Source organism: Streptomyces sp. NPDC024017, assembly GCF_040638895.1.
Taxonomy (GTDB): domain Bacteria; phylum Actinomycetota; class Actinomycetes; order Streptomycetales; family Streptomycetaceae; genus Streptomyces.
Map to the genome: position 1 here is coordinate 335647 of NZ_JBEZYZ010000002.1, position 21286 is coordinate 356932.

General features: G+C 70.0%; 19 protein-coding genes and 1 pseudogene. 11 read left to right on the top strand and 9 right to left on the bottom strand.

The genetic code is table 11. The features are described 5' to 3' along the window. Window positions 1–13: 13 nt before the first annotated feature. Entirely contained in the window at window positions 14–505 is a 492-nt protein-coding gene (locus AB0G20_RS06295) for an LURP-one-related family protein (RefSeq protein ID WP_361296586.1), read from the bottom strand. Beyond that, window positions 502–1506 carry a helix-turn-helix domain-containing protein gene (locus AB0G20_RS06300; protein WP_361296589.1) on the bottom strand — a complete coding sequence of 335 codons (1005 nt, stop codon included), beginning with the start codon at window positions 1504–1506 and terminating at the stop codon, window positions 502–504. The genes AB0G20_RS06295 and AB0G20_RS06300 overlap by 4 nt, the downstream gene beginning before the upstream one ends. 52 nt (window positions 1507–1558) lie before the next feature. Here AB0G20_RS06300 and AB0G20_RS06305 point away from each other — a divergent pair, with 52 nt between their 5' ends. Together AB0G20_RS06305 and AB0G20_RS06310 are read left to right on the top strand one after the other, a co-directional pair. Continuing rightward, window positions 1559–1951, top strand: coding sequence for a cupin domain-containing protein (locus AB0G20_RS06305; protein WP_361296592.1), 393 nt, complete (start codon window positions 1559–1561; stop codon window positions 1949–1951). 4 nt (window positions 1952–1955) lie between these two features. Further along, a pseudogene (locus AB0G20_RS06310) lies at window positions 1956–2501 on the top strand (alkyl hydroperoxide reductase); the annotation flags it as partial. A 12-nt stretch (window positions 2502–2513) separates the two neighbouring features. Here the strand turns inward: AB0G20_RS06310 and AB0G20_RS06315 are convergent. Further along, window positions 2514–2768, bottom strand: a complete 255-nt coding sequence (locus AB0G20_RS06315; RefSeq protein WP_361296595.1) for a DUF6458 family protein — start codon at window positions 2766–2768, stop codon at window positions 2514–2516. A gap of 88 nt (window positions 2769–2856) precedes the next feature. Beyond that, entirely contained in the window at window positions 2857–4155 is a 1299-nt protein-coding gene (locus AB0G20_RS06320; RefSeq protein WP_361296598.1) for a M18 family aminopeptidase, read from the bottom strand. A 146-nt stretch (window positions 4156–4301) separates the two neighbouring features. Here AB0G20_RS06320 and AB0G20_RS06325 point away from each other — a divergent pair, with 146 nt between their 5' ends. Next, entirely contained in the window at window positions 4302–5504 is a 1203-nt protein-coding gene (locus AB0G20_RS06325; RefSeq protein ID WP_361296601.1) for an RNA-guided endonuclease TnpB family protein, read from the top strand. Between the two features lie 126 nt (window positions 5505–5630). Here AB0G20_RS06325 and AB0G20_RS06330 read toward each other — a convergent pair whose 3' ends face one another. Together AB0G20_RS06330 and AB0G20_RS06335 are read right to left on the bottom strand one after the other, a co-directional pair. Continuing rightward, window positions 5631–7457 carry an acyl-CoA dehydrogenase gene (locus AB0G20_RS06330; protein WP_361296604.1) on the bottom strand — a complete coding sequence of 609 codons (1827 nt, stop codon included), beginning with the start codon at window positions 7455–7457 and terminating at the stop codon, window positions 5631–5633. 134 nt (window positions 7458–7591) lie between these two features. Next, window positions 7592–8398 (bottom strand): intradiol ring-cleavage dioxygenase, encoded by an 807-nt coding sequence (locus AB0G20_RS06335; protein WP_361296607.1) that lies wholly within the window; start codon window positions 8396–8398, stop codon window positions 7592–7594. Between the two features lie 122 nt (window positions 8399–8520). On the opposite strand from AB0G20_RS06335, the gene AB0G20_RS06340 reads away from it, so the two are divergent. Continuing rightward, window positions 8521–8985, top strand: coding sequence for an SseB family protein (locus AB0G20_RS06340; protein ID WP_030846788.1), 465 nt, complete (start codon window positions 8521–8523; stop codon window positions 8983–8985). A gap of 31 nt (window positions 8986–9016) precedes the next feature. Here AB0G20_RS06340 and AB0G20_RS06345 read toward each other — a convergent pair whose 3' ends face one another. After that, a complete protein-coding gene (locus AB0G20_RS06345) occupies window positions 9017–9757 on the bottom strand; it encodes a TetR/AcrR family transcriptional regulator (protein WP_361296611.1) in 741 nt (246 codons plus the stop codon). 139 nt (window positions 9758–9896) lie between these two features. Here AB0G20_RS06345 and AB0G20_RS06350 point away from each other — a divergent pair, with 139 nt between their 5' ends. The 3 genes from AB0G20_RS06350 to AB0G20_RS06360 all read left to right on the top strand — a co-directional run bounded on the left by AB0G20_RS06350 (window position 9897) and on the right by AB0G20_RS06360 (window position 13703). After that, window positions 9897–11396: an MFS transporter gene (locus AB0G20_RS06350; protein ID WP_361296614.1), complete on the top strand. Its 1500-nt coding sequence runs from the start codon at window positions 9897–9899 to the stop codon at window positions 11394–11396. 179 nt (window positions 11397–11575) lie between these two features. Further along, on the top strand, window positions 11576–12553 hold the full coding sequence (locus AB0G20_RS06355; RefSeq protein WP_361296617.1) for a pirin family protein: 978 nt from the start codon (window positions 11576–11578) through the stop codon (window positions 12551–12553). Between the two features lie 82 nt (window positions 12554–12635). Then, complete coding sequence (locus tag AB0G20_RS06360) at window positions 12636–13703, top strand: AI-2E family transporter (RefSeq protein ID WP_361296620.1); 1068 nt, start codon at window positions 12636–12638, stop codon at window positions 13701–13703. Window positions 13704–13873: 170 nt separating this feature from the next. Here AB0G20_RS06360 and AB0G20_RS06365 read toward each other — a convergent pair whose 3' ends face one another. Beyond that, on the bottom strand, window positions 13874–16012 hold the full coding sequence (locus tag AB0G20_RS06365; protein WP_361296623.1) for a SpoIIE family protein phosphatase: 2139 nt from the start codon (window positions 16010–16012) through the stop codon (window positions 13874–13876). A 201-nt stretch (window positions 16013–16213) separates the two neighbouring features. Between AB0G20_RS06365 and aspS the strand changes: the two genes are divergently transcribed. From aspS to AB0G20_RS06380, 3 genes are all read left to right on the top strand, one after another. After that, complete coding sequence (gene aspS / locus AB0G20_RS06370; protein ID WP_361296626.1) at window positions 16214–17977, top strand: aspartate--tRNA ligase; 1764 nt, start codon at window positions 16214–16216, stop codon at window positions 17975–17977. A gap of 117 nt (window positions 17978–18094) precedes the next feature. Further along, window positions 18095–19057 (top strand): intradiol ring-cleavage dioxygenase, encoded by a 963-nt coding sequence (locus tag AB0G20_RS06375; RefSeq protein ID WP_361296629.1) that lies wholly within the window; start codon window positions 18095–18097, stop codon window positions 19055–19057. A 206-nt stretch (window positions 19058–19263) separates the two neighbouring features. After that, window positions 19264–20619 carry an MFS transporter gene (locus tag AB0G20_RS06380; protein WP_361296632.1) on the top strand — a complete coding sequence of 452 codons (1356 nt, stop codon included), beginning with the start codon at window positions 19264–19266 and terminating at the stop codon, window positions 20617–20619. Between the two features lie 67 nt (window positions 20620–20686). On the opposite strand, the gene AB0G20_RS06385 is transcribed toward AB0G20_RS06380, so the two are convergent. Beyond that, on the bottom strand, window positions 20687–20920 hold the full coding sequence (locus AB0G20_RS06385) for a hypothetical protein (protein WP_361296635.1): 234 nt from the start codon (window positions 20918–20920) through the stop codon (window positions 20687–20689). On the opposite strand from AB0G20_RS06385, the gene AB0G20_RS06390 reads away from it, so the two are divergent. Next, window positions 20910–21284, top strand: coding sequence for a hypothetical protein (locus AB0G20_RS06390; RefSeq protein ID WP_361296638.1), 375 nt, complete (start codon window positions 20910–20912; stop codon window positions 21282–21284). The genes AB0G20_RS06385 and AB0G20_RS06390 overlap by 11 nt on opposite strands. The last annotated feature ends 2 nt before the right edge of the window (window positions 21285–21286 follow it).

Below are 21286 nucleotides of genomic sequence, written 5' to 3' on the forward strand. Positions count from 1 at the left end.
ACCCGCGGGCGGCTCAGCCCTCCCGCTCCTTCTCCGCCAGATGGATCACACACACGGCCACCGCGATCAGCAGCGCGGGGTCCGCGTCCTCGCGGACGACGTCCACTCCGTAGGTGTCCCGCACGGTCAGCCACCGCCGGGAGATCACCGCCAGCAGCTCCCCGTCGTACTCGACGGCGAACTCCCGGTCGAGGATCTTGCCGCTGACGTCCAGCTCGTTGCCGTCGGCCAGGGACACCCGGTAGTGGTTGCGCAGCAGGGACAGCCGTTTCCGCCGGATCGTCGCGAGCGGCTCCCCGCTCCGCTGGAGCACCATGGTGTCGCGCAGGGCGAGCATCTTCTGATGGATGTCGACGAGGACGCGTCCCTGGGTGTCCTTCAGCTCCCAGGTGTCCCGCAGCCGCAGGGCCTTGCCGTCGACGAGGAACACCTTGCTGCCGTGCTCGTCCTCGATCCAGTAGTCGTCACCGAAGCCGAGGAGCCGGTCGTACACGAGGAATCTCATGACACCAGGGCTTCCCCGCCGCCCGGTCCGAAACGCCGTCTGTAGGCCGACGGGCTGAGGCCGGTCGCCCGCCGCAGGCGCGTGCGCAGGTTGGCGGCGGTACCGAGCCCGCTCCGGGCCGCCACCACGTCCAGCCGTTCCTCGCCCCGTTCGATCAGCCGGCAGGCCAGCGCCACCCGCTCCTCGATCAGCCAGGCGAGTGGTGTCGTCCCGAGCTGGGCGCGGAAGCGCCGGTGGAGTGTGGCGGGGCTGACACGCGCGCGTGCGGCCAGGTCCGCCACCGTCAGCGGATCGGCCAGCCGCTCCTGCGCCCATGCCAGCAGCGGCGCCAGGGACTCGTCCCGCACGTCCGGCACCGGCCGCTCCACGAACTGCCGCTGCCCGCCGTCCCGGTGCGCGGCGAACACCAGCCGTCGCGAAACGTGGTTGGCGGTCTCGGCGCCGTGGTCGCGCCGCCAGATGTACAGCCCGAGATCGAGCGCCGCCGCGCTGCCGGCGGCCGTGAGGATGTCGCCCTCGTCCACGAACAGCACGTCCGGCTCCAGCAGTACCTTCGGGTGCAGCCGGCGGAACGAGTCCGCCCAGCGCCAGTGCGTCGAGGCCCGCCTCCCGTCCAGCAGCCCGGCCTCGGCGAGAGCGAAGGTGCCGGTGCAGAAGCTCACGACCCGGGCGCCTCGCGCGTGTGCGCGCCGGATCGCGTCGAGCACGTCGGGGCCGCGCGGTACGACGTTGTCCGGCCGGCCAGGCACGAGGAGCGTGTCCGCGCGGTCCACCGTGTCCAGGCCCGGGAGGCCGGTGAGCGTGAAGAAGCCGTGGTTCATCCGGATCTGCGGGGTGGGCGCGCACAACGTCACCTCGTACAGCGGCCCCGGCAGACCCAGCTCGGGTCGCGGCAGCCCGAACAACTCGGTGGCCACGCCGACCTCGAAGGGGTTGGTGCCCTCGTCGACGATCACGGCGACCCGGTGCGCAGACCGCGCCTGCGAGGATCCTTGCGGCATGTGCGATTCCTAGCACTCGTGCGGGACGGGCGGAACCCCGCAGGATTCCCTCATGACCAAGGAACCCGTCTCCCTCGCCCACGCCCTGGCCTCCTTCTCCGAGCAGTGGAGCCCCCGCATCGTCACCGCCGTCAACGACTACGACGTCCGCGTCGCCAAGGTCGAGGGCGAGCACGTCTGGCACGTCCACGACCACACCGACGAGTTCTTCCTCGTGCTCGACGGCGAACTTCACATCGGCCTGCGCGAGGCGGCGGGCGAGCGCACGGTCGTCCTCCCCAAGGGCAGCGTCTTCACGGTTCCGCGCGGCACCGAACACAAGCCGTACGCCCCGGTCCCCACGACGATCCTCATGTTCGAACCCACCGGCACCCTCACGGTCGGCGACCGTCACGAGGCGGTCCCGGACCACGTGGACGCCACGACGGGGCACGCGCTGGCCTAGGGGCCTGCGACGCTACGACCCGGCGACCGGTGAGGTGACGACCCTCGCCACGGATCTGCGCGAGCCCAGCGACGCGGTGCTCGTCGGCGACGACATCGTGGTCGTGGAGTCGGCCCGGCACCGGCTGACCCGGCTGCGGTTGCCGGAAGAGGCGGTGAAGGTGCCGGACGTGGCCCACCGTACGCAGCGGGAAGCGACCGAAGTCGCGCCCGGGCGGCTCCGGTTGGACGTGATCTTCCAGGCTCCGCCCGGGCAGAAGCCGGACAACCGATACGGCCCCTCGACGCGCCTGCTCGTCTCGTCCACCCCGCCAGAGCTGCTGCGCGGCGGCGAGGGCGCGGGAACCGATCTGTCCCGCACCCTCGAACTCGACCCTGCCGTACCGGAGGGCGTGCTGCATGTGTCCGCGATGGCCGCCTCCTGCGACGACGACCCGGCGAACGAGTACCCCGCCTGTCATGTCCACCAGCAGGACTGGGGCGTGCCCGTCCGCCTCACCGAGGCGGGGACGGACAGGCTTCCCCTGGTGCTGGCCGGGATGGACGCCTGAGAGCCTCGGCCGTCACACCCCGTATCCGTCGCTGTAGCCGTCACGGCGGTGGTGGTGCGCCGCCGGGTCTTCGACGACCGGCGTCGTGGGGGGCACCACGACGCGTCGGCGCCGGGCGATGCTGCTGAACGTGGTGACGCCGATCAGTCCGACGATCATCAGGATGATGCCGACCAGGTCGAGGTTGACCCCCTGCATGTCCCAGTCGGTCGCGAACGTGAGGATGGCTCCCACGGCGATGAGGATGATGCATCCGCCGAGGCCCATGTGTGTCGCCTCCCTGTACGGTCCGGTCGTTCCGGTCCCGGAACACCGGGTACCCCCGAGGCGAACACCCATGCGGTGACGGCTCGTTCTACCTCTCCAGGAACGCCGTCAGGGCGTTGGCGAGGAGGAACGGGTCGTCGGCGCCGCACAGTTCGCGCGCGCTGTGCATCGACAGGATGGCCACACCGATGTCGACGGTCTTGATGCCGTGCCGCGCGGCGGTGATCGGGCCGATCGTGGTGCCGCAGGGCATGGAGTTGTTGGAGACGAACGACTGGAAGGGCACGTCGGCCGCCTCGCAGGCCGCCGTGAACTCCGCGCGGCCCGAACCGTCCGTGGCGTAGCGGTTGTTGACGTTGACCTTGAGGATCGGGCCGCCGTTGACGCGCGGGTGGTGCGTCGGGTCGTGCCGCTCCGCATAGTTGGGGTGCACGGCGTGGCCCGTGTCCGAGGACAGGCAGACCGTGCCGGCGAAGGCGCGGGCCCGGTCCTCGTAGGAGCCGCCGCGGGCGAAGACCGAGCGCTCCAGCACATTGCCGAGCAGCGGCCCGTCCGCGCCGGTGTCCGACTGGGAGCCGTTCTCCTCGTGGTCGAAGGCGGCCAGGACCGGGATGGAGGCCGGTTGCGACGACGACGAGGCGACGGCCGCGAGGGCCGCGGTGCCGGCGTGCACCGACAGCAGGTTGTCCATGCGCGGCCCGGCCAGCAGTTCGCGGTCGCGGCCCAGGTAGGCGGGCGGTTCCACGGAGTGCGTCATCAGGTCCCAGCCGGTGACCTCGCCCGCCGGGATGCCGGCCGACTCCTCCAGGAAGGCGATCAGGTCGCCGTCGCGGACGTCACGGCCGAGGCCCCAGACCGGCTGCATGTGCCGCTGCTTGTCGAGCTTGAGGCCGTCGGCCGTCACCGAGCGGTCCAGGTGGATGGCGAGCTGCGGGACGCGCAGCAGCGGCCGGTCGACGTTGACCAGGCGCGTCGAGCCGTCGCGCAGGGTCAGCCGGCCCGCGAGGCCCAGATCGCGGTCCAGCCAGGAGTTGAGCAGCGGTCCGCCGTAGATCTCCACGGCCACCTGGCGCCAGCCGTGCGCCCCGCTGTCGGGGAGCGGCTTGACGCGCAGGTTGGGGGAGTCGGTGTGGGCCCCGACGATCCGGAACGGCGTGTGGGGCGTGGCGCCCTCCGGCACGTACCAGGCGATGATCGCGCCGCCGCGCAGCACGTACTTGCCGCCGCTCGTCCCGTCCCACGCGTCCGTCTCGGCGACCTGCCTGAAGCCCGCCTTCTCCAGCCGTTCGGCGGCTGTGGCCACGGCGTGGTACGGCGACGGACTCGCCGCCAGGAAGGTCATCAGGTCGTCGGTGTGGCCGCGGTCGAAGCGGGCTGGTTCGCTCATTCAGACGCCTCCGAGGAGACCCCCGCCTTCCGGCGGAGGGGGAATCGGACTCCTGCGGAACAGGCAGGGAGCTGTGATGTGCCGCCGAGGCGAATCATGGTACTCCGAACCGCAGGTGGGTTCTTTACACGCAGGGATGCTACTTTGTGAACGTGCCCACAGTGTGTGTGAAGCGGGCGTTCAAATACCGCTTCTATCCGACCGATGCGCAGGCAGCCGAGCTGTCGCGCACGTTCGGCTGTGTGCGGAAGGTCTACAACATGGCCCTCGCGGCCCGCACCGAGGCGTGGGTGCGTCAGGAGCGGGTGAACTACAACCAGACCTCGGCTCTGCTGACCGCGTGGAAGAAGACCGAGGAACTGGCCTTCCTGAACGATGTCTCGTCGGTGCCGTTGCAGCAGTGCCTGCGGCACCTTCAGGCGGCGTTCACGAACTTCTTCGGCAAGCGGGCGAAGTACCCGCGCTTCAAGTCGCGGAAGAAGTCCCGGAAGTCCGCCGAGTACACCACGTCCGGATTCCGCTTCCGGCAGGGGAAGCTGACCCTGGCGAAGATGACCGAACCGCTGGATATCGTCTGGTCCAGGCCGCTGCCCCAGAACGCGAAGCCGTCCACCGTGACCGTCTCCCAGGACGCGTCCGGACGCTGGTTTGTCTCCCTGCTGGTGGAGGACCCCTCCGTCACGCCGCTCCCCGCAACGGGTCAGGCCGTCGGTGTGGATGTCGGCCTTGATCACCTGCTGACTCTGTCCACCGGGGAGAAGATCGCCAATCCCCGCCATGAGCGCCGTGATCGTGCGCGCCTGGCACAGGCCCAGCGGGAACTGTCCCGCAAGGCAGCGGGGTCGAACAACCGGGCCAAGGCCCGCAAGAAGGTCGCGAGGGTCCACGCCAAAATCGCCGGCCGACGCCGTGACCACCTGCACAAGCTGACCACTCGACTCGTGCGTGAGAACCAAACGCTCGTGATCGAGGACCTGACTGTGCGCACCATGGTCAGGAACCGGAAGCTGGCTCGCGCCATCTCGGATGCCGCCTGGGCCGAGTTCCGGAGCCTTCTGGAGTACAAGGCCGCCTGGTACGGACGGGAAGTGATCGCGGTGGACCGCTTCTTCCCCTCGTCCAGGCTGTGCTCCGCCTGCGGCACACTCGCCCAGAGCATGCCGCTGCACGTGCGCACCTGGACGTGCGACAGCTGCGGAACGACCCACGACCGGGACGTGAACGCGGCGAAGAACCTTCTGGCCGCCGGGCTGGCGGTGACAGTCTGTGGAGCCGGTGTGAGACCTCAACGGAAGACTCCGGGCGGGCAGTCGGCGACGAAGCAGAAACCCTCACAGCGCAAGCCGTGAGAACCCTCCAGGAGAGGGAGAAGCCAAGGGTTCACCTTAACGACACACCCACCACACCACCCCCAACGGACGACGAGGCCCGCTTCCGGTCTGACGGAAGCGGGCCTCGACCAGAGGACGTGAGGATCAGAACGCGGCCTCGTCCAGCTCCATCAGGTCCAGCTCGACGCCCTCGGCGACCTTGCGGGCCAGGGTGACGCCCGGCAGGACGTTGGCGGCGAAGAACTTCGCGGCGGCGATCTTGCCGGTGTAGAAGGCCTTGTCCTTGGCGGAGGCCGTCTCCAGCTTCTCGGCGGCGACCGAGGCGCCCTTGAGCAGCAGGTAGCCGACGACGACGTCACCGGAGGCCATCAGCAGGCGGGTGGTGTTCAGGCCCACCTTGTAGATGTTCTTGACGTCCTGCTCGGTGGCGGCGAGGTCGGTGAGCATCAGGCCGACGATGGCCTCCAGCTCGACGGCGGCCTTGGCCAGGTGCTCGCGGGCACCGGCCAGCTCCTCGCCGCCCGTGCCGAGCGCCAGGAACTTCTTGATGTCCTCGGCGAGGGAGTTCAGCGCGGCGCCCTGGTTGCGGACGATCTTCCGGAAGAAGAAGTCCTGGCCCTGGATCGCCGTGGTGCCCTCGTAGAGGGTGTCGATCTTGGAGTCCCGGATGTACTGCTCGATCGGGTACTCCTGCAGGAAGCCGGAGCCGCCGAAGGTCTGGAGCGACTGGGCGAGCTGCTCGTAGCCCTTCTCGGAGCCGTAGCCCTTGACGATGGGCAGCAGCAGGTCGTTCAGGGCCTCCAGGGCGGAGACGTCCTCGCCCGCGGCCTCCTTGACCTGGATCTCGTCCTGGACGGAGGCCGTGTAGAGCACCAGGGCGCGCATGCCCTCCGCGTACGCCTTCTGGGTCATCAGCGAGCGGCGCACGTCGGGGTGGTGGGTGACGGTGACCTTGGGCGCGGTCTTGTCCATGAAGTTCGCCAGGTCGGGGCCCTGGACGCGCTCCTTGGCGTACTCCAGCGCGTTCAGGTAGCCCGTGGAGAGCGTGGAGATCGCCTTCGTGCCGACCATCATGCGGGCGAACTCGATGATGCGGAACATCTGGCGGATGCCGTCGTGCTTGTCACCGATCAGCCAGCCCTTGGCGGGGTGCTGGTCGCCGAAGGTCATCTCGCAGGTGTTGGAGGCCTTCAGGCCCATCTTGTGCTCGACGTTGGTGGCGTAGACGCCGTTGCGCTCGCCCAGCTCGCCGGTCTCGAAGTCGAAGAGGTACTTCGGGACGAGGAAGAGGGACAGGCCCTTGGTGCCGGGGCCGGCGCCCTCGGGGCGGGCCAGCACGTAGTGGAGGATGTTCTCCGACATGTCGTGCTCACCGGACGTGATGAAGCGCTTCACGCCCTCGATGTGCCAGGAGCCGTCCTCCTGCTGCACGGCCTTGGTGCGGCCGGCGCCCACGTCGGAGCCCGCGTCGGGCTCGGTGAGCACCATCGTGGAGCCCCACTGCTTCTCCGTGGCGACCTTGGCTATGTGCTTCTGGACCTCGTTGCCCTCCTCGAAGAGGATGCCGGCGAAGGCCGGGCCCGAGGAGTACATCCACACGGCCGGGTTGGCGCCCAGGATGAGCTCGGCGTACGCCCAGATCAGGGAACGGGGCGAGGTGGTGCCGCCGATCTCCTCGGGCAGGCCGAGGCGCCAGTACTCGGAGTCCATGAAGGCCTGGTAGCTCTTCTTGAAGGACGCGGGGACCGGCGCGGTGTTGGTCTCCGGGTCGAAGACCGGCGGGTTGCGGTCGGCGTCGATGAAGGACTCCGCCAGATCGTTCTCCGAGAGGCGGGTCATCTCCTCAAGGATGCTCTTCGCGGTCTCGACGTCCATCTCCGCGAACGGACCGGTGCCGTACACCTTGTCCCGCCCGAGTACCTCGAAGAGGTTGAACTCGATGTCGCGGAGATTCGACTTGTAGTGCCCCATGGCGACGGCTCCCGGCTCCGTAGAGAGATCGGCGAGGCACTGGATCCTCGCGCTAGTTCACGTACCAACAAGTAGCTACGATGATGCTACCCGTCAGTAATAAGGCGCAACCCCATCCGGTCATCTGTGACAGGTCACACCGGAACGGTCAGTGCCGCGGTGTAGCCGTCCGCGGCGTCGCCCGTCATCGTCGCCAGCTGCCGTTCGTGACCGTCGCTGAAGATGCCGTCGTCCTCCAGGGAGAGGCTGCCGAGGTTCCGCACGCTCTCGCCGTAGCCGTCCGTGGCGTAGACCGTGTCGCAGACGTCCTTCGGGAAGGCGAGCTGCGAGGTGTTCGTGATCGACGTGGCCGCGGTGGCGTCGGCCAGGCTGCCGTAGACCTCGAAGTGCAGGTGCGGCCAGCGGCCCGGGTAGCAGCCGGGGAAGATGCTCCGGAAGGTGACCTGGCCCTTGTCGTCCGTCTCCTGCACGCCCCGCAGGTAGTTCTCGTCGGTGACGCCCTCGGAGTACAGGGAGTAGGCGCCCTCCCGGTCGCAATGCCAGAGGTAGACGGCGGCGCCCTTCTTCGGCGTCCCGCAGCCGGAGGCCGCGTCCACCACCGTGAGCGTGATCGTCAGGGGGACGCCGTCGGCCGTGCCGCCCGCGGAGTCGCCGAAGCTCCGGGTGATGTCGCTGCGGACGACCCCGCTCTCCTTCAGCACGTTCACGCCGTTGGAACCGTCGCCGGGGAAGGGGCCGGCCGTCTCCTCGGGGATCCGCGCGCACCGGGCGGAGGAGTCGGAGGAGGAGGCCGAGGTGTCCCCGTCCGGCGTGCACCCCACCAGCGGGACCAGGCTCGCGCCTGCCATCAGCCGGATCATCCGGCGGCGGGCGAGGACGGGGAGGTCGTGGGAGAGGCCTCCGTCGTGCTCGGGCGGGCCCTCGTCATGGCGTACGTTCATGACACGACGCTACGAGCGGCGGCCGCGGCGATCCACAGAGCGGGCGCTGTCGACTCGCTGTCGATTTGCCGGGACCGCGGTACCGGCCCGCCGGCCCATCCGATCTCGGTACGCTTGCGCTCATGTACGGCTACGACCAGACAGCGGGCCCGCAAGGGCAGTACGCCCCTCCGCAGCAGCCGATGTCCGGCGGGTACGGGCAGCAGCCGCCGCTGTACCCCGAGCCGTCCCCGCCCTCCCTCACGGACGCGGTGCGCGCCTTCACCACCGGGCAGATGGCCGCCGAGGACTTCCAGCAGGTCTTCGCGACGTCGAAGGTCTACTGCCCGCGCGGCGACAACCCGGGCTTCCTCGCCCTGCACAACACGCAGCAGCCGGTGATCCCGATGTTCAGCACGCTCAAGGAGCTGCGCCGGTACGCGGGCAAGGAGTCCAAGTACTTCGTGATCACCGGCGCCGAGGTGCTGGACCTGCTGCCGACCGGCTACGGCTTCGTCCTCGACATGGAGGGCGAGCACCGCATGGTGTTCGACGCGAAGGCCGTGGAGCAGATGGTCGAGTTCGCGATGCGCCGGATGTATGGCTAGACGCCATTGCTGCGCAGACGGCGGCTGACCTCTACTGCTTCGGCAGGCGCAGCGCCAGGCCGTCCAGGACGACCTCCAGGCCGTAGGCGAACTTGTCGTCGCGCAGCTTCGCGGGGTCGGAGGCCTGCGCGGAGGTCTCGGGCCCGGCGGCCGCCAGGTGGTCGTAGCCGGCCGAGGCCTGCTGGGCCGCGGGCAGCAGCCGGGCCACGAACTCCGACTCGCTCTCGCCGGAGCGGGCGACCGTGGTGAGCCAGGCCGCCTCCGTGGTGCTCATGCCGATGACGTACGAGAAGACGGCGTCGATCGCGCGGCTCGGCTCGGGGAAGCCCGCGGCGGTGAACAGGGCCGCGAGGCGCTCGGAGAAGGCCATGTAGTTGGGCCCGAGGTAGGCGAGCCCGGCCTGGCCGAGGACCAGGGTCAGCCAGGGGTGCCGTAGCGCCGTCGTGCGGAAGGACCCGGCCGCGTCGGTGACGGCCGCGCGCCAGTCGGGGCTGCCGGCCGGCGGCACGTGGATCTCGGCCGCGACCTCGTCCACCGCGAGCTCCATCAGCTCGTCCTTCGTGGCGACGTGCCGGTACAGCGAGGTCGCGCCGGCGTTCAGGCGGGCGCCGAGCTTGCGCATGCTGAGCGCCTCGATGCCCTCGGCGTCCAGCATCGCGATCGCCTCGCGCACGATCACGTCCCGGCTGAGCGCGGGCTGGTCGGTCCGGCGCTGCTCACGGGTCCAGACGGACGGGATGGGGTTCTTGTCCGTCGTCCTGCTCCTGCTCATGGGCGCTCCTCCTGAATGACCCTCTGCGTGCGAACAGCGTGCGCAATCAGCGTACAGAACTCAAGGGTTGCGCACAGCGTTCCTCTGTGCGTACAGTGTGCGCATCGAAGGAACGGTGTTCGCAGGAGGGGAAGAGGAAATGGACGCTCGCAATCCACGGCGCTGGTGGATCCTGATCGTGCTGTGCCTCAGCACGCTGGTCCTGGTCGTCGACAACATGGCGCTGACGGTCGCGGTGCCCGCGCTGACCGAGGACCTCGGGGCGAGCGCACAGGACATGCAGTGGATCCTCGACTCCTACACCCTGGTCTTCGCCGGGCTGCTGCTGACCTCGGGAAGCCTCGGGGACCGCTTCGGCCGCCGGAAGGTGATGCTGATCGGGCTGCTGCTGTTCGGGGCGGCCTCGCTGGGGGCGGTGTTCTGTTCCACTCCGGGTGAGCTGATCGCGGTGCGGATCGCGATGGGCGTGGGCGGGGCGCTGATCATGCCCTCGACGCTGTCGATCCTGATCACCGTCTTCGACGAGGACGAGCGTCCCAAGGCGATGGCCGCGTGGGGCTCGGTGTCGATGCTGGGGCTGGTCGGCAGCCCGGTGCTCGGCGGCGTGCTGATCGACCACTTCGCCTGGCAGGCGATCTTCCTGATCAACGTCCCGATCGTCGCCCTCGCGCTGCTGGCCGGGGTGCTGCTGATGCCGGAGTCGAAGGCGCCGTGGCAGAAGCCGGACCCGCTGGGCGCGGTGCTGTCGGCGGTGGGCATGACGGCCCTGGTGTGGTGGATCATCGAGATCCCGCAGCACGGCGCGTTCGAAGCCCGCTCCCTCCTCGTCCTGGCCGTCGCGGTGGCCGCCCTGGCCGGCTTCGTGATCTGGCAGAACGTGACCCCCTCGCCGATGGTCCCGCTGGTCCTCTTCAAGCACCGCAACTTCAGCGGCGGCTCGCTCTCCCTGGCCCTCGTCCAGATCGGCAACGCCGGCCTGCTGCTGGTGCTGACCCAGTACCTCCAGTTCGTCCTCGGCTGGTCCGCGGTCAAGGCGGGCCTGGCCTTCCTGCCGCTGGCCGTGGCGGCGCTGGCCGGCAACGCGGCCGGGGCGCAGCTCGCCGGGAAGTTCGGCAACCGGTTCGTCATCCTCGGCGGGATGCTGCTCATGGCCGCGTCCTTCGGGCTGCTCACCACGCTCAGCGCCGACAGCGGGTTCACGGTCCCGGCCGTGGCGCTGGGGATCCTGGGCCTGGGTGCCGGTCTGGCGATGCCGGCCGCGGTGGCCGCGCTGATGAGCACCATCCCGGAGGACAAGGCGGGCGTCGGCTCGGCCCTCAACGACACCATCCAGCAGTCCGGCACCGCCCTCGGCATCGCGATCCTCGGCTCCCTGCTCTCCGGCGGCTACACGGACGAGATGCCGGCCGGCGCCCCCGACCAGGCCCGGGAGTCCATCGGCGGTGCGCTGGCGGTCGCCGGTGGCGACACGGGTCTGGTGCGGGCGGCCCGGGAGGCCTTCGCCGCCTCGATGTCGACAACCTTCACGATCAGTGCGGTGGGTGTCCTGGCCGCGGCGGTGGTGGCCACGCTGGTGATGCGGGACCGCAGGACCGGGCCCGCCGGGGCGGAGCGCGAGGAGCGCGAGCTGGCCGCCTGACCTGTCCCGGACCTCCGAAGGCCGTCACCCCGCTGCGGGTGACGGCCTTTCGCCACGCCGGTCTCCCGTGGTTCGCTGCGCCGTCCCCCGGGGCGGGAATGCCCTCCGGCTTTTCTCTGTTGGGGGTGGCAGAAAGTTCAACGCTCAACTAAACTGGGCGTACACGAGGAGGAACCGACATGCCTGCAGTGACCGTCGAGAACCCGTTGACGCTGCCCCGCGTGACCGCGCCGGCCGACGCCGTGGCACGTCCCGTGCTCGCCGTCACGACCGCGCCGAGCGGTTTCGAGGGCGAGGGCTTCCCGGTACGCCGGGCGTTCGCGGGGATCAACTACCGCCATCTCGACCCGTTCATCATGATGGACCAGATGGGCGAGGTGGAGTACGCGCCGGGCGAGCCCAAGGGCACGCCGTGGCACCCGCACCGCGGCTTCGAGACCGTCACCTACATCATCGACGGCATCTTCGACCACCAGGACTCCAACGGCGGTGGCGGCACCATCACCAACGGGGACACCCAGTGGATGACCGCGGGCTCGGGCCTGCTGCACATCGAGGCCCCACCGGAGCATCTCGTCGTGTCCGGCGGGCTCTTCCACGGCCTGCAGCTGTGGGTGAACCTCCCGGCCAAGGACAAGATGATGGCCCCGCGCTACCAGGACATCCGCGGCGGTTCGGTCCAGCTGCTCAGCACCCCCGACGGCGGCGCGCTGCTGCGGGTCATCGCCGGTGAGCTGGACGGCCACGCGGGCCCCGGCATCACGCACACCCCGATCACGATGGTCCACGCGACCCTCGCGCCGGGCGCGGAGCTCACGCTGCCGTGGCGCGAGGACTTCAACGGGCTGGCGTACGTCCTGGCCGGCCGGGGCAGCGTCGGTCCCGACCGCCGCCCGGTCCACACGGGCCAGACGGCCGTCTTCGGCGCGGGCTCCTCGCTGACCGTCCGCGCGGACGAGAAGCAGGACTCCCACACGCCGGACCTCGAGGTCGTGCTGCTCGGCGGGCAGCCCATCCGCGAGCCCATGGCCCACTACGGCCCGTTCGTCATGAACACCAAGGAAGAACTCATGCAGGCCTTCGAGGACTTCCAGAAGGGCCGCCTGGGCACGGTGCCGGCGGTGCACGGGATGACGCCGAGCGGTCCGCAGGACTGACGCGGCACCGGGGCTGACGCCCCGTCACCCTGGCGGGCCTCCCTGACGGGACGGCCCGCCGGAGCCGTGGTCGGGTGGAGAGGTGCAGGTCCCCACCCCGCTGCTTCCCGAAGCCGCCCGGCGTTTCGCCGCCTGGTGTGCCGTACTGCTGCTCGCCGCCGGGGTCGTCTACGTCGGGATCCGGCTGGTCGTGGAGTTCCGGACCGCCGTCGTGCCCGTGCTGCTCGCGTTGCTCGGGACGGCGTTGCTCGGGCCGCTGCACCGGCGGCTCGTGAAGGCGGGGGTGCATCGGTCGGTCGCGGCCGGGCTCACCTGTGTCGCGGTGGTCGCCGTGGTCGGCGGGGCCGTGTACATCGTGGTCGCCGCGCTCATCGACACGGGTGACGAGATCGTCGCCTCGCTCAAGGAGGCCGCGCGGGGCGTCTCCGAGCACTTCGGGGCGGCCGGCACCTCGCTGGACGACCTCGCCTCCAACGCCCGGGAGCTGCTGGGCAAGTTCGGCGGTACGGCCGCCTCCGGCGTGATCAGCGGCGTCAGCGTGGTCGGCGAGTCCATCGCCATGGCCGTCCTCGCGCTGCTGCTCGTCTTCTTCTTCCTGCGCGACTCCGACAAGGCCGCCGGGACACTGCGGTCCCTGTCGCCCCGCGGGTCGGCCGACACTCTGGAGGCCATGGCGCGGCGGGCCCTGAGGGCCGTCGAGGGGTTCATGCGCGGCACGACCTTCATCGCCCTCATCGACGCGCTCTGTATCACCGTGGGACTGCTCGTCCTCGACGTGCCCGGCGCGGCCGGGCTGGGCGCGCTGGTCTTCGTCGGCGCGTACATCCCCTACCTCGGGGCCTTCATCTCGGGAGCCCTGGCCGTGCTGGTCGCGCTTGCCGACCGGGGGTTCGTCATCGCGCTGTGGGTGCTCGGCGTGGTCCTCGCGGTGCAGGTGCTGGAGGGGCACGTGCTCCAGCCGATGATCCAGAGCCGCACCGTGCAGATGCATCCGGCGGTGGTGATGGTGACGATCACGGCGGGCGCGTCCGTGGCCGGCGTACTGGGCATGCTGCTCGCCGTTCCACTCACCGCCGCCGCCTTCGGCGTCGTCCAGGAGCTGCGCATCCGCTACGGGGAGCAGGAGGCGCCTCCGGCCGGGGGGTTGTGACCCGCTGCGGGGTTCCGGGTGTGTCGCCGGGTGGGGAGTCGTGGCACCCGCGGCGTCCCGTGTGCGTTGCCGACCGGACCGCGTGATCCGCTGCGGCGTCCGGTGCGCGGCACGGCACCGCCAGGGCCTCGTGGCCCGCTGCGCGTCGTCGGCCGGGAAGCAGTGGCCCGCTACGGGGACCAGGAGCCGTCGTCCGAGCCGTTCACGGACTCGTAGAGCTCGAACCAGATGCTCTTGCCCTGGCCGCGCGGATCCACCCCCCAGGCGTGCGCGAGGAGTTCGATCAGCACCAGGCCGCGGCCGGAGGACGCCAGTTCCCCGGGTCTGCGCTTGTGCGGCAGGTCGTCGCCGGCGTCCGTGACCTCGATCCGCAGCCGCCGCCCGCCCACCTCGCCCGTCATCTCGGCGACCAGCAGCGCGTCGGAGTCGGTGTGCACGAGGACGTTCGTCAACATCTCGGACAGCAGCAGCACCGCCGAGTCGACCTGGTCGGGCGAGGCCCAGTCGTGCAGCAGCTCGCGCAGCTGCTGCCGGGCGATCGCGACCCGCTCGGGCTCGGCCTGCGCGACGGTCAGCACCGAGCGCCGCGCCGGGGGCCGTACGGTCATCGCGTCGCCGCAGCCGCAGCCCCCGCCCTCCCGGCTCAGCAGCAGCATCGCGATGTCGTCCTCGCGACGGTCCGCCAGCGGGCCGGTGGTGTGGTGCGAGGACGGGCCGTGCACGGCCTGCACCAGGGTGTCGGCGAGTTCCTCCAGATCGCCCTTGTGGTCCTCCAGGATCACGCGCAGCCGCCGCCAGCCGCTGTCCAGGTCGTGACCGCCGGTCTCCAGCAGGCCGTCCGTGCAGATCAGCATGGTCTCGCCGGGTTCCAGCGTCAGCCGGGTCGTGGGGTAGTCGGCGTCCGGGTCGATGCCCAGCGGCAGACCGCCCGACGTCGGCCGGGTCAGCACCGTGCCGTCGGCCATCCGGATCGCCGGGTCCGGATGCCCGGCACGGGCGATGTCCAGCACCCCCGTCGCCGGGTCGACCTCGACGTACACGCAGGTCGCGAAGCGCGCGTCGGCCGGGTCCTCGTCGCTGATGCCGTGCAGGAAGCGGGAGGCGCGCGACAGCACCGCGTCCGGGCGGTGGCCCTCCGAGGCGTAGGCCCGCAGGGCGATGCGGAGCTGGCCCATCAGGCCCGCCGCCCGTACGTCGTGGCCCTGGACGTCACCGATGACCAGCGCGAAGCGCCCGCTGGGCAGGGGGATCACGTCGTACCAGTCGCCGCCGACCTGGAGCCCGCCGCCGGTGGGGACGTAGCGGGCGGCGACGCTCATGCCTGGGATGCGCTGCGGTCCGAGCCTCGGCAGCATCGTGCGCTGGAGGCCGTCGGTCAGTGCCCGCTCGCTCTCGGCCACGCCCGCCCGGGTCAGGGCCTGCGCCAGCATCCGTGCCACCGTCGCCAGCACGGACCGCTCGTCCGGGGTGAACGCGACCGGGTAGGTGAACGCCGCCATCCACGCGCCCATCGTGCGCCCGGCCACGGTCAGCGGCAGGAACGCCCAGGAGCGGCGGCCGAAGCGCTCGGCGAGCGGCCAGGTCAGCGGATAGCGGGCCTGGTACTGCTCGGCGGAGGACAGGTAGACGGCCCGGCCGGTCCGCACCACCTCGGCGGCCGGGTAGTCCGTGTCCAGCGGCATGTCCGAGAAGGGGTTCTCGGTGCCCCGCTGCTGCCCGTGGTGGCCGATGATCGTCAGGCGATCGCCCGAGATCCCGAACACCGCCAGCCCGTCCGGCGAGAACCCGGGCATCGACAGATTCGCCGTGACGCGCAGGACCTCCTGGGTGGAGCGCGCCTCGGCCAGGGCCCGGCCCGCGTCCAGCAGGAACGCCTCCCGCGAGCGCCGCCAGTCCCCGGTGACCGCGCTGCGCCCGGCCGGGGTGCCCGGCGTCGGCTCGGTGACCTCCTGGAGGGTGCCGATCAGCCGGTACGCCTTGCGGGCCCGGTCGTAGGACGGCTTGGAGCGGCTGCGGACGATCCGGACGACCCGGCCCTGCTCGTCCATGATCCGGATCCGGACCTCGGCGAGGGTGCCCTCGGCCACGGCCAGCTGGATCACGCCGGTGATCTCGTTCCAGTCGACCGGGTGCAGCCGGGCCCGGGCCTGGGCCTCCGTGAGGCTGACCTGCTCGGCGGGCAGCCCGAGCAACCGGGCTGCCTCGGCATCGACCGTGACCAGCCCGGTGGCGGTGTCCCAATGCCACAGGCCGGTCGCGAGGGCGGCGAGAGCCTCCCCCACGGCGGGCAGAGGCTCGCCAGTGCGCATTGCCCTACTTTAAGAAGAGGGGATCGAACGCTGCCACCGATAGCGGACACATGCCCGAACGACGACGCGAGCGTGCTCGATCAACAACGACCGCGTGCTCGATCGATAACTGTGGAGAGCCGATCTTCGCCTGCCCGGTACGCTGGGGACCAGTTTCACGTGAAACACAGACCCCGATCAGCGAAGACTGGATGAACGACGATGCATCGGTACAGGTCCCACACCTGCGGCGAGCTCCGCTCCTCTGACGTCGGCAGCGACGTCCGGCTGAGTGGCTGGCTGCACAATCGGCGCGACCTGGGCGGCATCCTCTTCATCGATCTGCGCGATCACTACGGCATCACGCAGCTCGTGGCCCGTCCCGGCACCCCCTCCTACGAGGCTCTCGACAAGCTCTCCAAGGAGTCGACCGTCCGTGTCGACGGCAAGGTCGTCTCCCGGGGCGCCGAGAACATCAACCCCGAGCTGCCGACCGGTGAGGTCGAGGTCGAGGTCGGCGAGGTCGAGCTGCTCGGCGCGGCCGCCCCGCTGCCGTTCACGATCAACACCGAGGACGGCGTCAACGAGGAGCGGCGCCTTGAGTACCGCTTCCTCGACCTGCGCCGCGAGCGCATGCACCGCAACATCCTGCTGCGCACGTCGGTCATCTCGGCGATCCGCCACAAGATGACGGCGCTGGGCTTCAACGAGATGGCGACGCCGATCCTGTCCGCGACCTCCCCCGAGGGCGCCCGCGACTTCGTCGTCCCCTCCCGCCTGAACCCGGGCAAGTTCTACGCCCTGCCCCAGGCGCCCCAGCAGTTCAAGCAGCTGCTGATGATCTCCGGCTTCGACCGGTACTTCCAGATCGCGCCCTGCTTCCGCGACGAGGACGCGCGCGCCGACCGCTCGCCGGGCGAGTTCTACCAGCTCGACATCGAGATGAGCTTCGTCGAGCAGGAGGACGTCTTCCAGCCCGTCGAGAAGCTCATGACCGAGCTGTTCGAGGAGTTCGGCGGCGGCCGCCACGTCACCTCGCCGTTCCCGCGGATCCCGTTCCGCGAGGCGATGCTGAAGTACGGCTCCGACAAGCCGGACCTGCGCGCCCAGCTCGAACTCGTCGACATCACCGACATCTTCGAGGGCTCGGAGTTCAAGGCGTTCGCCGGCAAGCACGTGCGCGCCCTGCCGGTGCCGGACGTCTCCGGCCAGCCCCGCAAGTTCTTCGACCAGCTCGGCGACTACGCCGTCTCGCAGGGCGCCAAGGGCCTGGCCTGGGTCCGCGTCGCCGAGGACGGCTCGCTGACCGGCCCGATCGCGAAGTTCCTCACCGAGGAGAACGTCGCCGAGCTGACCAAGCGCCTGTCGCTCGCGGCCGGCCACGCGGTCTTCTTCGGCGCGGGCGAGTTCGACGAGGTCTCCAAGATCATGGGCGCGGTGCGGGTCGAGGCCGCCAAGCGCGCCGGGCACTTCGAGGAGGGCGTCTTCCGGTTCTGCTGGATCGTCGACTTCCCGATGTACGAGAAGGACGAGGAGACCGGCGCGATCGACTTCTCGCACAACCCGTTCTCCATGCCGCAGGGTGGTCTTGAGGCCCTGGAGACCCAGGACCCGCTGGACATCCTCGGCTGGCAGTACGACATCGTCTGCAACGGTGTCGAGCTGTCCTCCGGCGCGATCCGGAACCACGAGCCGGAGATCATGCTCAAGGCCTTCGAGATCGCCGGGTACGACCGCGAGACCGTCGAGGAGAAGTTCGCGGGCATGCTGCGCGCCTTCCGCTTCGGCGCCCCGCCGCACGGCGGCATCGCCCCGGGCGTCGACCGCATCGTCATGCTGCTCGCCGACGAGCCCAACATCCGCGAGACCATCGCCTTCCCGCTCAACGGCAACGCCCAGGACCTGATGATGGGCGCGCCGACGGAGCTGGAGGAGACGCGGCTGAAGGAGCTGCACCTGTCGGTGCGCAAGCCGCAGCCGAAGTAGGCGATCCCTCGGGAGTGGCTCGGAACCGGCACCGGTTCCGAGCCATTTTCGTACCCAGGGCTCTCACCCAGCTCTCACCCAGACTCCTGACAGTCGCGCTCCCTAGCTTCCTTTCTCATGACGGGACAGGAGACGGCCCGAGGGCCGAAACACAAGCGGGATCTGACACGCCGTAAGGTCGTCGCCGCGGGCGCCGGTGCGGTGGTGGCGGCGGGCGTCGGCGGTTCGTTCGCGGCGGGTGCGTTCGCCGGCGAGGAGACGACGGCCGCCAAGGGGAAGACGGCCGGGACCTCCGCCGAGGCCTGCTACAAGCTGACCTCCGAGACGACCGAAGGCCCCTACTACATCGACGCGGACAAGCTCCGCCGGGACGTCACCGAGGACCAGGAGGGCATCCCGCTCACCCTGCGCCTGAAGGTGATCGACTCCGACACCTGCAAGCCCCTCGCGAACGCCGCCGTCGACATCTGGCACTGCAACGCGCTGGGCGTGTACTCCGGGTACGAGTCGACGGGCAGCGGAGGCGGTGGAGGAGGCGGCGGCGGTACGCCACCCTCCGGCACGCCGACCGGGACCCCCACGGGTGCCCCTCCGGGAGGCGGTGGCGGTGGCGGGGTGCACGAGGAGCCCACCGACGACGAGCGCTACCTGCGGGGCACGTGGCGGACGGACAGGAAGGGCGAGGTCGTGTTCCGCACGGTCTTCCCCGGCTGGTACCAGGGCCGCTGCGTGCACATCCACACCAAGGTGCACGTGAACGGCACCTGGACCGACGCGGGCTACGAGGGCGGAACGACCTGTCACACCGGGCAGCTCTTCTTCGACGAGGCGTCCGTGCTGGCCACGGCCGAGGTCGAGCCGTACTCCACCAACACCACGGCGCGCACGACCCTCGACGAGGACACCATCTACCCGGGCAACGGCACCGAGGGCGGGCTGCTGAAGCTGAAGTACAAGAAGGGCGCAATCGCGAAGGGCGTCGTCGCCGCGCTCACCATGGGCGTCGATCCCGAGGCGAATCAGGACGGCACGGGGGACTCGGTCCAGCCGGGTGCGTCGGCGTCGGCATCCGCCGGCTGACCGGCTGACCGGCTGACGGCTGACCGGCTGACTGGTTTACCGGCTGACGGTGGTGTGTGGGGCGGAGGGTGCAGATCATCCGCCCCACATTCACATATATGGACTTCTGCTCAACCCGTTGACCCGGAACGTGAGCCTCCCTAGGGTCCCTTCGAAACCGCGTACGTGATTGCTGTTCATGTACGTGTACAGCAAGGGAGACAACGATGTCAGAAGCCGCGACGGCGATACCCGAGGCGGAGCAGCGGGCGGTGGGCAAGTTCCTGCGCCGCATGCTGCCCATCCTGGTCCTGATGCTGCTGGTCAACCAGATGGACCGGACGAACGTGGGTTTCGTCCAGGACGAGTTGCGGGCCGACGTCGGAGTCAGTGCCACGGCCTACGGGCTCGGCGCGGGCCTGTTCTTCATCGGGTACGCGCTGTTCGAAGTCCCGAGCAACATGTGGCTGGAGCGGTTCGGCGCCCGGGTCTGGCTGACCCGCATCATGATCACCTGGGGCCTGGTGATCGTGGCGATGTGCTTCATCCACAACGTGTGGATGTTCTACGGCCTGCGCTTCCTGCTCGGTGTCGCGGAGGCCGGATTCTTCCCCGGTGTGCTGCTCTACTTCACCCAGTGGCTGCCGGACTCCAGCCGGGGCCGGGCGAGTGCGATCTTCCTGGGCGGCTCGGCGACGGCGTACATCGTGACGGGCCCCATCACGGGCGCGCTCCTCGAACTGCACGGCGCGGGTGGCATCGCGGGCTGGCGCTGGATGTTCGCCCTGGAGGGTGCCTTCTCCATCCTGGTCGGTTTCATCGCCGGGTTTTTCCTGGTCTCCCGCATCCAGGACGCGAAGTGGCTCACGCAGGAGGAGAAGGACGCTCTGGGCGAGGCGGTGGCGCGGGACAAGGAGGCCCGGGACCGGGCGCCGTCGGTGTCCCGCATGAAGCTGATCTTCCACCCTCAGGTGGCCGTCCTGACCGCGGTCTTCTTCGCGATGGCGCTCACCGGCTACGCGATCACGTTCTGGCTGCCGAGTCTGGTGGAGGAGATCGGCGGGCTGTCGCCCTTCCAGGTCGGGCTGCTGTCGGCGATCCCCTGGATCTGTGCGGTGATCGCGATGTACACGATGAGCCACTTCACGGACCGGGCCCCGGACCGCCGCCCCTACCTGGCGATCGCCCTGCTCCTGTCCGCCACGGGCACGTTCCTCGCCACGCTCGGCTCCCCCTGGTTCGGCCTCGCCGCCCTGACCCTGGCCGCGGTCGGCGGCAAGTGCGCGGCCACCCTGTTCTGGCCGATGGCCCAGTCGGGCCTCGACCTGAAGATCGCGGCACCTGGTCTGGCCCTGGTCAACTCCATAGGAAACCTGGGCGGGTTCGTATCCCCCACGCTCTTCGGCTACCTGAAAGACACGACGGGCAGTACGAACGGGGGCCTGTACACGCTCTCGGCGGCGTCGATCCTGGCGGTGCTGGGGGTGGCGTTCGTACGGCACACCCACAGGGGTGCGCGGACGGACTCGGGTGCGGAGGGCCTGGCGGTGACCGGGCAGCCGGTTGCCCCGGAGGCCCGCTGACCCGAGTCTCGACGGCGGTTTCGGGCCCGCTCCCTGCGATGGGGCGGGCCCGGCCCGCGGGCTCCGATCACCCGTCGGCGAACAGATCCTCAGCGGTGGTGGCCGTCAGGGAGCGGTCGAACCAGAGGGTGAGGGTGTCGAGGTCGGTGCAGGTGGTGATGCGGTCGCGGGTGGCTTCGGGGACGGGGATGCCACGCTTGTCCAGCACGCTCAGGATGGACTCGGCCTTTCCCTCGGCCTTGCCCTCCAGGTACGTCTCCTCGAAGAGGGTTCCCCTGCCCGGGAAGTAAGTGGCGACCATCTTCTCCAGCTCTCTCCATGTCTCCCGGACCGGAGTGTTCTCCAGTCCGACTTCCAGCCATTCGCACCAGTACTTCGCTGTGGCTCTGTCGAACGACCGCATCCCGCGGGCCAGCCCAGCTGAATCCCTTGCCAGGGGTCCGAACGGTCTGGGCTTCGACGGCGATGAGAAAGCCGTCTCCCTCGGACGGCTCGACCTTGAGCACCGTATCCACCCGGCGCTCCAGCGGCTTGATCTCCGTGGCGTCGGGCGTGAGGACCTCGATGGTGGCCTTTGCGGGCGGCGACAGATCCAATGCCTCGAAGACGGGAGTGAGAACCTCCGGGTGGTCCTGGAAGATCCGGTGCGAGGTCTCATGGGTTGATG